At 37.5% G+C, this 14,517-nt stretch carries 10 protein-coding genes; 5 read left to right on the forward strand and 5 right to left on the reverse strand.

Going from position 1 to position 14,517, the window contains the following annotated elements:
• Window positions 1-247: 247 nt before the first annotated feature.
• Both DC53_RS13690 and DC53_RS13685 read right to left on the reverse strand, forming a co-directional pair.
• Window positions 248-2,356 (reverse strand): TonB-dependent siderophore receptor, encoded by a 2,109-nt coding sequence (locus tag DC53_RS13690; protein ID WP_033028951.1) that lies wholly within the window; start codon window positions 2,354-2,356, stop codon window positions 248-250.
• 556 nt (window positions 2,357-2,912) lie between these two features.
• The gene (locus DC53_RS13685; protein ID WP_007376080.1) at window positions 2,913-4,082 is read right to left on the reverse strand and encodes a DcaP family trimeric outer membrane transporter; all 1,170 of its coding nucleotides are present in this window, start codon (window positions 4,080-4,082) and stop codon (window positions 2,913-2,915) included.
• 443 nt (window positions 4,083-4,525) lie between these two features.
• Between DC53_RS13685 and acs the strand changes: the two genes are divergently transcribed.
• Both acs and DC53_RS13675 read left to right on the forward strand, forming a co-directional pair.
• On the forward strand, window positions 4,526-6,466 hold the full coding sequence (gene acs / locus DC53_RS13680; RefSeq protein ID WP_033028952.1) for an acetate--CoA ligase: 1,941 nt from the start codon (window positions 4,526-4,528) through the stop codon (window positions 6,464-6,466).
• Between the two features lie 104 nt (window positions 6,467-6,570).
• The gene (locus DC53_RS13675) at window positions 6,571-7,221 is read left to right on the forward strand and encodes a response regulator transcription factor (RefSeq protein ID WP_007376082.1); all 651 of its coding nucleotides are present in this window, start codon (window positions 6,571-6,573) and stop codon (window positions 7,219-7,221) included.
• A 100-nt stretch (window positions 7,222-7,321) separates the two neighbouring features.
• On the opposite strand, the gene purU is transcribed toward DC53_RS13675, so the two are convergent.
• Complete coding sequence (gene purU / locus DC53_RS13670; RefSeq protein WP_007376083.1) at window positions 7,322-8,152, reverse strand: formyltetrahydrofolate deformylase; 831 nt, start codon at window positions 8,150-8,152, stop codon at window positions 7,322-7,324.
• Between the two features lie 206 nt (window positions 8,153-8,358).
• Window positions 8,359-10,245 (reverse strand): hypothetical protein, encoded by a 1,887-nt coding sequence (locus DC53_RS13665; RefSeq protein ID WP_033028953.1) that lies wholly within the window; start codon window positions 10,243-10,245, stop codon window positions 8,359-8,361.
• A gap of 311 nt (window positions 10,246-10,556) precedes the next feature.
• Between DC53_RS13665 and DC53_RS13660 the strand changes: the two genes are divergently transcribed.
• The 3 genes from DC53_RS13660 to DC53_RS13650 all read left to right on the forward strand — a co-directional run bounded on the left by DC53_RS13660 (window position 10,557) and on the right by DC53_RS13650 (window position 14,083).
• Entirely contained in the window at window positions 10,557-11,534 is a 978-nt protein-coding gene (locus DC53_RS13660; RefSeq protein ID WP_033028954.1) for a DNA topoisomerase IB, read from the forward strand.
• Between the two features lie 210 nt (window positions 11,535-11,744).
• Window positions 11,745-13,070: a L,D-transpeptidase family protein gene (locus DC53_RS13655; RefSeq protein ID WP_033028955.1), complete on the forward strand. Its 1,326-nt coding sequence runs from the start codon at window positions 11,745-11,747 to the stop codon at window positions 13,068-13,070.
• Window positions 13,071-13,081: 11 nt separating this feature from the next.
• A complete protein-coding gene (locus tag DC53_RS13650; protein ID WP_033028971.1) occupies window positions 13,082-14,083 on the forward strand; it encodes a D-Ala-D-Ala carboxypeptidase family metallohydrolase in 1,002 nt (333 codons plus the stop codon).
• Window positions 14,084-14,193: 110 nt separating this feature from the next.
• Here DC53_RS13650 and DC53_RS13645 read toward each other — a convergent pair whose 3' ends face one another.
• Window positions 14,194-14,511 (reverse strand): hypothetical protein, encoded by a 318-nt coding sequence (locus DC53_RS13645; RefSeq protein WP_033028956.1) that lies wholly within the window; start codon window positions 14,509-14,511, stop codon window positions 14,194-14,196.
• Window positions 14,512-14,517 lie beyond the last annotated feature (6 nt).

Raw genomic sequence — 14,517 nt, forward strand, 5'->3', positions numbered from 1 at the left:
GCGGCGTGAGATTTGTAACCTAGTGGACTAAGCAAAAATCGAGCAACAAAGAGTTAATCGTCCCTAGAAAGAACCCAAAGGGTAGCGCATATTTGGTATTTATGCTGCGTTATCGCCTATTTATGGGGAATAACCACACTATATAGGCTCTGCCTTGCCTAAAAACCAAATATGCTGCTGCAAATTCAACCACCAAAGATAAACACGCCCTAATAGTTAAAGAATGGGCCTTAATTAAAATAGAACTTTAGAAGCGATAAGTTAAGCTAACTTTTCCGCTAATAGGGGAGCCATAAAAACCAACATTGGCTAAGCTAGTAATATGTTTTTCATCTGTGATGTTATCAATGTTAGCTTGAATTGATAAGTCTTCGCTCGCATCCCATCGAGCAAATGCGTTCATAAGTAAATAAGAATCCTGCTTAACATTACTGGCTATATTTGCTGTTTTTGATTGCCATTTTCCGGCTAAGCCAAACTGAAACTCAGGTAGTTGAGGCAGCGTATAATCCAATGAAAAATTAACAACATTTTCAGGCTCCCATTCGTGAGAACTATCGCCTGCGTCATCATTGATATCTAAGTATGTATATGCAAATACAGCATTTAGATCATCAGTTATATGTCCGGTTAATTCTAATTCAAAGCCTTGGGTATCTTGATCAGCTCCTTTATAGTAAGTAAATCCAGATGCGTTTAGCCCTGCATAAGTTGCAATATTATCTTGTTTGGCACTAAATACTGCAAAGGTTGCAAGTAGTTGATCATCAAACCATTGAGTTTTTACTCCAACTTCGTAATTAACACCTTTGCTTGGATCTAAAAAGTTACCATCGTAATCATACTGCTCTTGTGGCTGATAAATATCGGAATAGCTCACATATACATTAACATCATCATTAATTGCATACGTTGTTGCAAGGTAAGGGCTTATCTCACTTTCATCATTATTTATATCAACGCCTTGGCTAAAGCCTGTACGCTCATAATCGATAGCGTTAAAGCCTGCAATAACAAATAAGTCACTTGTTAGGTTTAATTTAGTAGAACCAAAAAAACGCTTCAAAGTAACATCAATATCAGCATACTTGGTTTGTTCACCCCAAATAGGTTCAGCTATCGCATCTAATGCGTATGGAAAAGCAGGCGCCAAGCCATAAGCTTCAGTTGTTGCTGCATCGTAAGAGTTGGTAAAAGAGTAAGATGTACTTTGCGAAATACTTCCACCAAGCATTAACTCATGTTCTTGACCAAACAAGCTGTACTCACCCTTAGCTGTTATATCAAATAAATCAGCAGAGAATTCTGTATCATATCGTCCTGGAAGGCTAACTAAACCTAAATTAGTTTCACTATCAAACATTCCATAAGGGTCATAAAGATAAAGTAATTTACTTTGATCTTCTGAGTCTTGGTAATTATAAGTTGTTTTAATTTCCCAGTTATTATCAAATACATAAGTATATTCAATAAAAGCAGTGGTATTAAGAGTGTCCCATTTAGTCCATTCTTGAGTTGGGCTCGCACTTACGTCCCACTCTGCTTGTGTACCATCGGCATATGAAAGCGGTAATCCTCCCCACATTGTTCCATCTGTATTTGCATTTTGATGTGAAGCACCAAATGAAAGTGTCGAATTACCAGTAAGTTGCCCATCAATTACTGCAGAGAAGTAAGTGCGATCGTTTTTTAAACCATCAAGGTATGAATCTGATCCTTCTACAGCACCAATAGCACGTGCAGCCCAGCTACCAGAATCTGTTAACAAAAATGAATAATCAGCTTGTAAGCGCTTTAAACCATAAGTACCTACAGAGATACCTACTTCACCTTCATTTTCATTTGTTGGGCGCTTTCGAACATAGTTAATAGTGCCCGCAGCATTACCTACACCTGTTAATTGCCCATTAGCACCACGAATAACTTCTATTTTCTCATAACCATAGCTTTCCATAGCACCAGTAACAAGACCCCAATTATTAGGTAGACCAACACCATCAACTTGAGTACTTTTAATATCAAAACCGCGAGAAGTATAGCGTGTGCGGTTAGTTTCACCTTGTTCAACAGTAATACCCGTGGCCATTTTCAATGCATCATTAATACTATTTGCTGCAAAGTTTTGAAGTTGCTCTGCGCCAATTACACTAATCGATTGTGGTGTTTCGTTAAGCTCCATCGTTAAACCGGTAGCACCTTTGCTAACGCGATCTTGGCGTACACCTACTATTAATATTTCTTCCATTTTTTCATTATTATTTTCAACTGTATTCTTAGTTGATGTTTCTTGCGCTTGAGCTGAAAAACCCATGGCTAAAACTAAAGAAGAAAGTGCAAAAGTGCGATTGAGTTTCATGTTTTCCCTTAATTAATATTTAATATTATTTGAGTTTATTTAAATAATAGCCATATTCTACTATTTAGAATTAACAAACTCAAACAAAAACTATTATCATTTACAAGCGTGTTTACATCTAACTAATGGGGATAGAATAATCTGTTAATAGTATTATTCGATATTGTTTATAAAGTGGGCTATGGCTTGCTGGGCTTTATTTGAATTTTTTATGGTGTTGGCGATGCATTACTATTTTTAATCGCTATTAATTTTTCTGTAAATAGACAATTAGACAAGATTAGAGACTTAGATTAAATAAGTATAAAATTTTAGGTAACGGTAAGATTTTTCAATGGACTTGAATGAAGTGCATAACTCAATTTAAATTGTATTTATTTGCAATTTTGCTTTACCGCTATTACTCATAATCATGCTGTTTTATGGGATTTTAGCGACTTACAATAAATTTATAGGTGTAAAATTAAGATCTTTATTAAGCAAATAGCAAAATTTAAATAGAGCTATAAAAAAAGCGGCCAAGGCCGCTTCAAGGAAGTAATTAGATTTTTAGCTATTAAAAAGAGTATTTAACAGAAAATTGTAAACGGTCTAAATCACCATCAACGCCGCTTTCAGTTTCTCGCTCAGCATGCTTTAGTTCAGCGCCAAATGTTAAGCGTTTAACGGGTGAGTATAAGATATTTGCGCTGTAGCTTTGGCTTGATTCTGTAGGATCACCAGAGATAGCGAGTAAATCGGTATTGTTATCAGCAGAGAAGAAAGAGTATAAGAACGTTGAACGCCACTGACTGTTCCATTTATGCTGGTAAGCTACAAAACCTGATGTAGAATCAATAGCATCAAGATCATCACCATCAAGAACAGCGCCATGTGCTACGTTTAAGCCTACATAACGGCCTAAACCTTGCCCTTGGGTAAGCATAAATTTAAGGTTGTCTTCACCTAACTTAACCATACCTGATGCGCTAATGCCAAATGATGTTTCATCAGCGTCAATTTCACCGGCTTTATAAGTAAGTTGACGTGCTAGTGCTGCAACAACGATGTTACCCCAATCAGCTTTGTGCGTATAACGTGCTGTAAAATCAGGTAGTGATGCATCATCAGTGGCAACACGTGTGCCGCCCGCTGTCGTAATTGTACTTTCTGGATTTTCTAATGAAAAAGACCATGCGCCAGTTGTGTATTTAATTTGAGATTGACGAACAAACACAGTGCCTTCAGCTGGGCCTACAAAGTCGAGTGTTTCTGCAAGAGCACCTACGTTTTGAAAGTTTGACCAAGTTTGACCAAATAACCAACCGTCATAAGTGATGAATGCATGTCTAATGCGTGGTGCGTATGAATTTGAAACGCGCTCGTTTCCACCGGCTGCAGACGCTAAAAAGTCAATTTCAATTTTAGTTTTTACCGTTTTACCGTTATCTAATAACGTGGCTGTACCAAAATTAAAACGAGATTGACGTGCGTGCATATCAAAAACTGCATCAGAGCTATTATCATCGCCAACTGTAAGTGTACTTGGTACGTAAAAATCACGACCAACACTTGTGCCTGCTGGTGCACCGGCTGAATAATCACTCCACATAGAGTCAAGTTTAATGTATCCGCCGTAAGTAAATTCGGTATCACCAACCTTTGCAACAGTTGCTGCGTATGTTGCGCTTGAAAGCGCGCAAAGAACAGCACTTGCTGCGAGTGTTTTTAATGGAGTAAATTTCATTTTGGTGTCCTTTATAGGCTACTTGTTTATTACTTTTTATTCATTTATTTTGTATTACTTGCTAAAGGTATTACTTACGAATAAAAAGTGCTTTTTTGCGTGACTTGTCATTACTAATACACATTCTATTTTTATTTGTTAAATAATAGATTAGTTAAGTTTTAGCAAAATTGTTTTATTATTTTACGGCAACACTGTTAAATATGTACGAGATATACTCAATTACCTATTGGTCTATAAGACTAAGGTTTAAGGTATAAGTAGTTTGCATTTACTTACATTTAACATCTTGTATTATTTATGTAAAATAATTAAACCAAGCCAATTATAAACTACAACTGAAGAATTTAAAGGTGTGTACAACTAAGGTCTAATACTTAATAAAGCACTGCTGAGTAATCCTTGATAAGAGCCCAAGGCAAGTAATTTAAATGGAGACTAAGATGTCACAAAGTATCTATCCAGTTCCTGCGCACATTAAAGACGCAACACTCATTGATAAAAATAAATATAATACGCTTTATAAGCAATCTATTGACGATCCAGAAAGTTTTTGGGATGAGCACGGCAAACGCCTCGATTGGTCTACTCCTTACACTAAAGTTAAAAACACCTCATTTGATAAAGGCCATATCAGCATTAAATGGTATGAAGATGGCTACCTTAACGCTTCTTATAACTGTATTGACCGCCACTTAAAGACAAAAGCCGATAAAGTGGCGCTGATTTGGGAAGGTGATGATCCTTCTCAAAGTGAGCACATTACTTATCAAAAACTTCATGATGAAGTGGCTAAATTTGCCAATGGCTTAAAAAAGTTAGGTGTTAAAAAAGGTGACCGTGTAGCTATTTATATGCCAATGACGCCTCAGGCCATATACGCAATGCAAGCTTGTGCACGAATTGGTGCTATTCACTCTGTTGTATTTGGTGGCTTTTCACCATCAGCGATTGCCGACCGTATTAGGGATTCGGGCGCTAAAGTCGTTATTACTTCTGATGAAGGTCGACGTGCAGGTAATTGCGTACCATTAAAAGCAAACGTTGATGAAGCGGTAGCGCAAGATTCTGTAACCACAATTGAACATGTTATTGTGCACCAATTAACCGGTGGTGAAGTTGATTGGAATAAGCACGATATATGGTGGCACGAGCTAGTTGCTGACTTACCAGCACAGTGTGAGCCAGAACCAATGAATGCTGAAGATCCTTTGTTTATATTGTATACATCAGGTTCTACTGGTCAGCCTAAAGGTGTTGTGCATACCACCGGTGGTTACTTAGTTTACTCATCAATGACACATGAATACGTATTTGATTTAAAAGAAGATGATGTGTATTGGTGTAGTGCCGATGTAGGTTGGATCACAGGCCACAGTTACATAGCGTACGGGCCATTAGTAAACGGTTGTACTCAAGTTGTATTTGAAGGTGTACCTACCTATCCAACAGCTGGGCGTATGGGCGAAGTAGTTGATAAACACGGTGTGACTATTTTATATACCGCTCCTACAGCAATTAGAGCACTAATGGCCAAAGGTGATGAGCCAACAGCTTCGTCAAATCGCGATAGTTTACGTATTTTAGGTTCAGTAGGTGAGCCAATTAATCCAGAAGCGTGGACATGGTATTTCGAGAGTATTGGTAAATCTAATTGCCCGATTGTTGATACATGGTGGCAAACAGAAACCGGTGGCATAATGATCACACCACTTCCAGGCGCTACTGATACAAAACCAGGTTCTGCAACACATCCATTTTTTGGTATTGCGCCTGCATTATTTGATGCCGAAGGTAATACACTCGAAGGTGCTGTAGATGGTAATTTAGTTATTTTAGATAGCTGGCCATCGCAAGCGCGAACTGTTTATGGCGACCATGAACGTTTTGAACAAACTTATTTTAGCGCCTACCCAGGAGTGTACTTTACAGGCGATGGTTGTCGTCGTGATGAAGATGGTTATTACTGGATCACAGGTCGTGTGGACGATGTATTAAACGTATCGGGTCATCGCTTAGGCACTGCCGAAATTGAAAGTGCGCTTGTATCGCATGAAGCTGTAGCTGAAGCAGCTGTAGTGGGTTACCCGCATGATATTAAAGGCCAAGGTATTTATGTATATATTACGCCTAACGAAGGTGTAACTGTAAGCGATGAGTTAACCAAAGAGGTACGTAACTGGGTTCGTAAAAAGCTAAGCCCAATAGCATCTCCAGATATGATTCAATGGTCACCGGGTTTGCCAAAAACACGCTCAGGCAAGATTATGCGTCGTATTTTACGTAAAATCGCTGCAAATGAGCACCAACAACTCGGTGATACGTCAACGCTTGCGGATCCTTCAGTTGTCGATGAACTAATCGAGAACAGATTAAATCGTTAAATGTGCGTTAAAAACTTGATTACAAGTTGATTCTAAACGTAGTATATCGGCTGTCAGTAAGGGTTTTAAACCTAACTGGCAGCCGAATTTATTAGGAGTGAACCATGAGTCAGTTTTTAATAGCGGACGACCATCCGTTATTTCGTGAAGCACTAAAAGGCGCACTGAGCGCAAAATTTGAAGGTTTAGCCGTTTTTGAATCATCCGATTTTGACAGCACATTGCAAGTGTTAAGCGAGCAAGAGGATCTTGATATATTACTGCTAGACCTTCACATGCCAGGTAATGGTGATTTATATGGCCTTATTCGTATTCGAGAAGAATACCCAAGCTTACCTATAGCCGTTGTTTCGGGTAGTGAAGACGTGAATATCGTTTCAAAAGTAATGGGTTACGGCGCTATGGGTTTTATTCCTAAATCGTCATCGTCTGATGATATTGCCAGTGCAATTAACCAAATACTTGAAGGCGATACATGGCTACCAAAAGAGTTAAAAAACAAAGTAGCTGAAATTGAAGGTGAAGATAGAGAAATAGCAGCGCAAGTTGCCTCATTAACGCCTCAACAATACCGAGTGCTGCAATATCTGCACGAAGGTTTACTTAATAAGCAAATTGCTTATGAACTACACATATCAGAAGCGACAGTAAAAGCACACATTACAGCCATATTTAGAAAACTTGGTGTGTACAATCGTACCCAAGCCGTTTTAATTGCCGCTAAATTAAAGCTCGAACCAATAGAGCAGGCATAATTTACATTTAAAAAGTTATTAGCTTATTTATGAGCAAAAAAATGCCAGCAACAATGCTGGCATTTTTTATATGTAGAATAATTAAGCAGTTGGAATAATGCTAAGAAAACACCACGGTTTTATTACCATTAATAAATAGCTTATGTTCTGAGGCAAGTTGAAGTGCTTTACAAAACACAGTCTTTTCAACATCTTTGCCCATTTTAGCCATCATTTCAGCGGTATTCGCATGTGTAACGCTGGTTACATCTTGCAAAATAATAGGACCTTCATCAAGCTCATTATTAACAAAGTGAGCGGTAGCACCAATAATTTTTACGCCACGCTCAAATGCTTGATGATAAGGTTTAGCACCTATAAATGCTGGCAAAAATGAGTGATGAATATTAATTATTTTACCTTCAAATCGACCCACAAATTCAGGACTTAAAATACGCATGTATTTGGCAAGGCCAATAATGTCAGGGTTGTAGCTGGCAATTAAATCGCCTACCTTTTCATCATGCTCGCTACGGGTTAACCCTTCGTGCGATACAACATGAAATGGCACACCAAACCCTTTAGCTAGCGGCTCTAAATCAGCATAGTTAGCAATTACAGCGAGTACTTCAATATTAAGAGTTTGTTCAAATTGCTTTAACAGCATACCACCTAAACAATGAGCTTCTTTAGTTGCCAATAAAACTACTTTAGTTTTTGCGCCGCAATGTAGCGCAAGTTTAGCCCCATCTGGCAACAATGCGCGTAGTTGATCTAAAAAGTCGCTTTGTGGCTCGCCTGTAAGCTCTGTACGCATAAAAAATCGCTGCGCGTCTTTATCTACAAATTCGTTGTTACGCGTAATGTTTAAATTATTTTTATGGCAAAGCCCTGTGATTTTAGCTATTAAGCCTACATCATCAGCACATTGGGTGGTTAGTATATAGCTCATTGTCCTCATTCTTACCCTGTAATTAATCCTTTCATTATTTGTGTTTTGGCACATAAAGCAAGGGCTTTGTGAACTAATCCAATATTAATCATGTTGTTGAGTGCAAAAGAGGTAATAAAGTTAAAAAGTATTGAATAGAGGGTAAAAAAAATGCCACCTAAGTTACCAAGGTGGCATTAATAAAAATTATCTAGGTTTCAGGTTAATTAACTCTTGGGCTCGGGAGATAAGTTTTTTTCTTGTCTTAAATACCCGGCAGCTTCTTCATCATCTTTCGCTATCGCTTGCTGAGTAGGTATAGCGCGCGTTTGTTGGTTTAGTTGATGTATTTGTGACGCATTACCTAAATCGCGCTCACTGGTGATTGAAGCGATAGATTCGCGGTCTTTTAAGAACGCAATAACGTCTTTTTTGATTGCTTGCAATTGTCCTTCGTCTTTATGCATTTCCATAATATGGCGAGGATGCTCAAGGTTTTTCATACCTGTTGCAGCAAACGTAGTAGAAATAACACGAGAAACAATAATCCAAGGCGTTATGCTACTGCGTACTAAAGTATTTTCTGAGCGGGTGCTATCGTGAATACCAGTACCTGTTGATATTTTAGACTCAGTAAAGGTACCTTCGCATTTAAAGTACACAAGCAGTGATTCAAATTGCATTTCGGCAAAAAACAGATGAGCCGTGTTTGTTAGCAATTGTGCAAATGCTTTAATAAGTATACCTATTAGCAATAAGTGAAAGCTTGTCATTAATAGTTCACTAAATTGAATAACATGTTGGTTATTAAATGCTTGTTTAAAGCTATTGATATTTGCCGCATCAATGTAATGGTAAATATTAATAAACGAATACGCTAAAAACACAGTAAATGCTAACGCTACAATATAAAGTAAGTTACCGCTCACCAAAGCAAGTAATCTCGCGAGTGTAAAGTTTTTACCTAAGTCCATTGAGTGCAGTTTAGGCTGAATCTCTTGGATCATTTCACCTTTAAAACCGCCTTTACCTTCAATTTGTTCTTGAAGCTTAGGGTCTAATTCTCTGTAAACTCTGTTAGGTACTTCTTTATAGCGACGATTAGCCATTACTAGGTTATCGAGGTTTATGAAAATCTCGTCTGGATGAACAGACTCTTGCCAGTTTTCACGTAGTTCAGATACTTCAGCTGAAGGGGTAACTGAATTTAAACGCGCTTTGATCATGATAAAAGCAAGCGCACAGCTTAGAGTCGCTAATATAATAATTACAATTAAGTACATTCCAGCATGAAGACTAGGCAGTTGCTCAAGCCAGCTATCTATTTCTTGTTTACTAATACGTTGCTCTTTCATCAACCATGACATAGAAAGACCAATAGCGATGGGTAAAATAAAAGATAACGAAATAATTTTTGCAAGCGCACCAGTTCCAAGTGATTCAATATTCTTTTCTGCATTTCGAGAGATAGGTTTACCTGTAGAACGCCACGAAAAAAGCACGTAAAACATTAATATTGCACTATAAACCGGAAATGCTAATTCCCCAGCTTCACCGGTAAAGCCCGACAAAGACACAAATGCAACAAGGCCATAAGCAATAAGGGCGACAAAGGTGCTTACCCATGAGCCAAATAATCGCTGGGCAACATTACGAATAGGATATGGTAGAAACAATAACTTAGGGATTAAGCTGTGAAGTAAGCGTGATAAAAAACCATTAGGCTCTTTAAATGTACTGTTTTTACGACCAACCAGCATTTCTTCAAGTGATTGCGCTGTATAGGCTACTTCTTTTTGTTCTTCTTGAGCGGTTGATGCTTGCGATTTGCTGTAATTATAAGCAAGTGAAGTTGGGTGGTTTCTACCTACAAAGTATTTAAGTGTTGCATAAATACCTGCCGATAGTGAGCGAATGCCGAATGCTAAAATAAGCATGCCAAACACCATTAAAATCCAACCTGCGGTTGTATCTTCTTTCACAGAGCCTGCAGCAATAACAAGTAAACTAATACCAGCTATAGACTCAATGAGTCCTCTTAATGCTGTTACTTTACCTTCCAGTTTGAAGGGGTTTTTTAGTCCAAGATCAATCGATCCATAATCAAAAGCCATTGAATTCTCCATTTAAACAGCACCCCAATTGCAGGGGACAAAGTGTAATTAATCTGAACTTAGGATAATAAATCTACCTCAAGTAGCTATTTTTAGCGCTAGGTGCATTGAGTTTAATCGTAATAGACTTGTTGCTGGCGCGTAAGTTAGACCTACTTTACGAAAACCTAAATAGAATTATTAATATATATTAAGTATTTATAATTGTTGTTGGTTTTTTATTATATATCAATAATCTTGTTCAGTTTAAGGTTATTTTAAAGTGATACATTTTATATTTCGACACATGCTTAAATATAACTGGAGGGTTAGTGAAGCTAATTTATGTAGACGATAATTTACCAGGGATCACTCGTAAACTTAAACATAAAAGTTGGCTTTACTTTGATCCAATCGGTAAGCAAATAAAAGAGCAAAATGTGATTGATCGTTTGAATGGATTGGCGTTTCCGCCTGCCTATAAAAACGCCTGGTTTTGCTCAGAAGAAAACGGGCATATTTTAGCGACAGGATTTGATAGTAAGGGGCGAAAGCAATACCGCTACCATCCTGAATTTAGGGCACAGCAAGAAGCAAAAAAATACCAAGCATGTGGAGTATTTGGTAATAAACTCCCTTTGTTAAGAGCGCGTTTAGAAACAGACTTACAAGGCGATGAGCTTAATATTGAACGTACTTTAGCGGCAGTTGTAAGACTTATGGATTTAGGTGCGTTGAGGGTAGGTAACGAGCGTAACGTAAAGCAAAATAAAAGTTTTGGCGCTACAACACTACGCACACGCCATGCAAAACTCACGGGTAAAAATATTCAGCTAAAGTACCGTGCTAAATCAGGCAAGGAACGTGAAGTAAATATAACCGATAGGGTGCTTAGCCATGTAATAAAAGACTTACAAGATTTACCCGGGCAGCATTTATTTCAGTATATAAATGAAGGTGAGCGCACAAATGTTACATCAAGTGAAATAAATCAATACATTCAGCAAATAATGGGCGAGGAGTTTAGTGCAAAGCACTTTAGAACTTGGCGAGCAAGCGTTATTGCATTCAAACAATTAGCTAAAGCTAAAGGGGCGCTTACTTTAAAAAACATGCTTGATAGTGTCTCCCAGCAACTCGGTAATACTCCAGCTATAGCACGTAAATCGTATGTGCATCCCGATTTAATTACGCTGTGTAAAGAAGATGAAGATACTCAAACTGCGTGGAGGGAGTCCCTTTCATTACCACGAAAAACGAAGTACTTGAGTCGTTATGAACGTGGTTTTTTAGCTTTTTTAAACGATTAATTGCCATAGCAACTTTACACACTTGGGCATATTAATTACATATTCTCTAATTTTATTTATTAACGTTTAGAATAAGTTATTTTAAAAAGTCATTAAATTTCAATTGTTTAATTTAAAAGTTTAATTTGGCATTACCGTTGCACCTTCAAAGCACTACTTAGTGATAAGTACATAAGCATTTATCAACGATATTTAGCGAGGAGGTACACAGTGAAGGGGTCATTTTCAAATCAAGCGCTTACTAAAGCAAAGGGTATTACTTTAAAAACAGCATTGTTTATTGGCATGGGCGGCTTACGCTCAGCACCAACACTCGCTGCTAATGAGCTTGAAAGTGTGGTACTCGCTAACTCTTCACTAACTACTTACAACTCACAAAAGTACATGCAAGCTGATGACACCTACTACTTTGACCAATATTCAGCGCAGTTAATTGAACGTACAGAAAAAGCAATTAATTGGTATCAAGAAATAGTTAACAAAGGTGGTTTTACACACTTATATAACGACGAATTGCTTGAACTAGGCAGTAATAATAATCAGGTGAGCTTACTTGCACAGCGTTTATATCAAGAGCGTGACTTAAAAACTAATGTGTGCGACGAAGCTATATGCACGTTTGATAAAGATTTAGAGCAAGCTGTTAAGCAATTTCAAAGTCGCCATGGTTTAAAAGTTGATGGCCGAGTGGGTAAGCGTACTTTTGCATCGCTTAATGTGCCTGCACAGCAAAAACTCGATAAATTAAAACTTAACTTTTATAGAATAACTAACTTTGCAGGCGCAAGTGATGAGCAATATGTGTATGTAAATATTCCAGAATACAGCTTACGATTTGTAAAAGCGGGCGATGTAAAATTAAAAAACAACGTAATTGTAGGTAAACCAAGTTGGGAAACACCTGCATTTAGCGACGAAATAGAAAAGTTTGTAGTTAACCCTGAATGGCGTATACCCACCTCAATTGCCACTAAAGAAATTGCACCAAAGGTAGCCGAAGATCCTGACTACCTTGTAAAAAATAATATTGAAATTAGAAAAAACAGTTACCTAGATTCACAAACTGTTAATCCAAGCAACATTGATTGGGATTCTATTAAGCCGTACCAATTTGATCACTTTTTAGTAAAACGAGCAGGGAGCCAAAACCCTCTAGGGGAGGTTAAGTATTTATTCCCCAATCCCGAAGCAATTTATGTTCACGATACACCAGCAAAGCACCGTTTTAGCCAAGCAAACCGAGCCTTATCGCATGGTTGTATAAGAATAGAAAAGCCTTTTTCGTTAGCGCGTGAGATTATTAAGCACGAAGGAGAAGCGCAAACACTCAGTCATATCGATAGCGCTCGTGACCAAAATAATACTCAAACGTTTCATTTAGATGAGCCTCTTCCTATTCATTTAGTCTATTGGACTGCATGGGTTGATGAAAACAAACTGGTTAACTTTAGAGATGACATATATCAACGTGATAAAAAAGCACTTTTAAACAATAGTAAGCAGTCGGTAATTGCTGCTTTGTTAAAAAATAAATAATGAGAGGGTTTATGCAATTTATTCATTATATTTCTATCGCCATATTCACACTTATATTTAGTAATAGTGTATTTGCTGCCGCGCCTACAAAGCCTGCGCATCAGGTAGTTGATATAAAAAACAAAGCCAACTTTGAAGATGCAGAATTTAGCCTAAAAATTAACGATATAGTTATGCCATATTCGGTGTTTTCAGTATTTGTAATGCCCAAAGAGCAAGTTGAGTTTGAAGTGCTTTTTACGCAATCAAAAAATGCTTACACACTAATTAACACTCAAGGGAAATCTAAGCTTACAGATACCAACCGTTGGCAATGGCAAGCCCCCAAAGAGCCTGGTTTAACAACGGTAATTATTGAGTCGCCCGATAAAAAACAGCGTATGAAAATCAACGTATTTGTAAAAGTACCGGCGGACAATGTTGAAGGAGGAAAGCTCAAGTATTACCACATTGGGCACTATCCTAAACCTTCACAGATTAAAGACGTTTCACACTACATAGTGCCCGATGGCTTTGTTAAGGTAACGCCTGAAAATGAAAACGTAAAAATATCACCTCACTTTTCACTAAAAGAATTTGTTAGTAAGCAGCGAAGTAAGCACCCAAAGTATTTATTTTTACAAAATAAGTTGTTACTTAAACTAGAAAAAATACGCAAAGAACTGATTTTAGAAGGGATACCGGTTAGTAATATGGTGGTTATGAGCGGTTATAGAACTCCGTACTACAACAAATCAATCGGCAATGTAAAACTTAGTCGACATGTATTTGGTGATGCAGCCGATATTTTTATAGATAACGATGGCAACTACCGTATGGATGATATAAATAATGACGGTAAGCATTCAATGGGTGACGCTAAAGCTATGGCCGATATAGTGGAGTCGTTAGCTAGACGTGAATCATTTAAAGGTTTATTAGGTGGTTTAGGTATTTATGGGCCTAAGTCGCACAGAGGCGCATTTATACATGTTGATACGCGTGGCTTTAAAGCGCGTTGGGTGAGTAAATAGTTATATTAATAAATATATTAGCGCAATTACCACCTAGCATATTTAAAAAGTGCTGGTAAAACTCATATTACCAACACTTTTTGAGACAAGCTTATCAAAAGCTAATAGAATTAAGATAACAACGCCCATGTCATTAAGATGCTAAATGCGTACGATTCGCTAAAGTTAATTTGGCGAACATTAAAAATATCTGAAAATAAACGATTCCAAATTTCGTTAAATAACTTTGATAAAACTAACGCACTAGCGATCCATGTTGCTAAAAGTAATATCGTTTTTACAATCAAAGAGTCAATATACATATCTATAAGGGCATTTGACTCGTGTGTACTTCCTACTTTATAATTAGTTAATGCAAAGACAAAGCTTATAGCCCATAAGGCTATTGTGGCTAAGATATTAAAACGTGTTGTAATTCCTTTTTCCATTTAAAT

Origin of the sequence: Pseudoalteromonas fuliginea (assembly GCF_000690055.1) — a bacterium.
In the GTDB taxonomy this organism is placed as follows: domain Bacteria; phylum Pseudomonadota; class Gammaproteobacteria; order Enterobacterales; family Alteromonadaceae; genus Pseudoalteromonas; species Pseudoalteromonas fuliginea.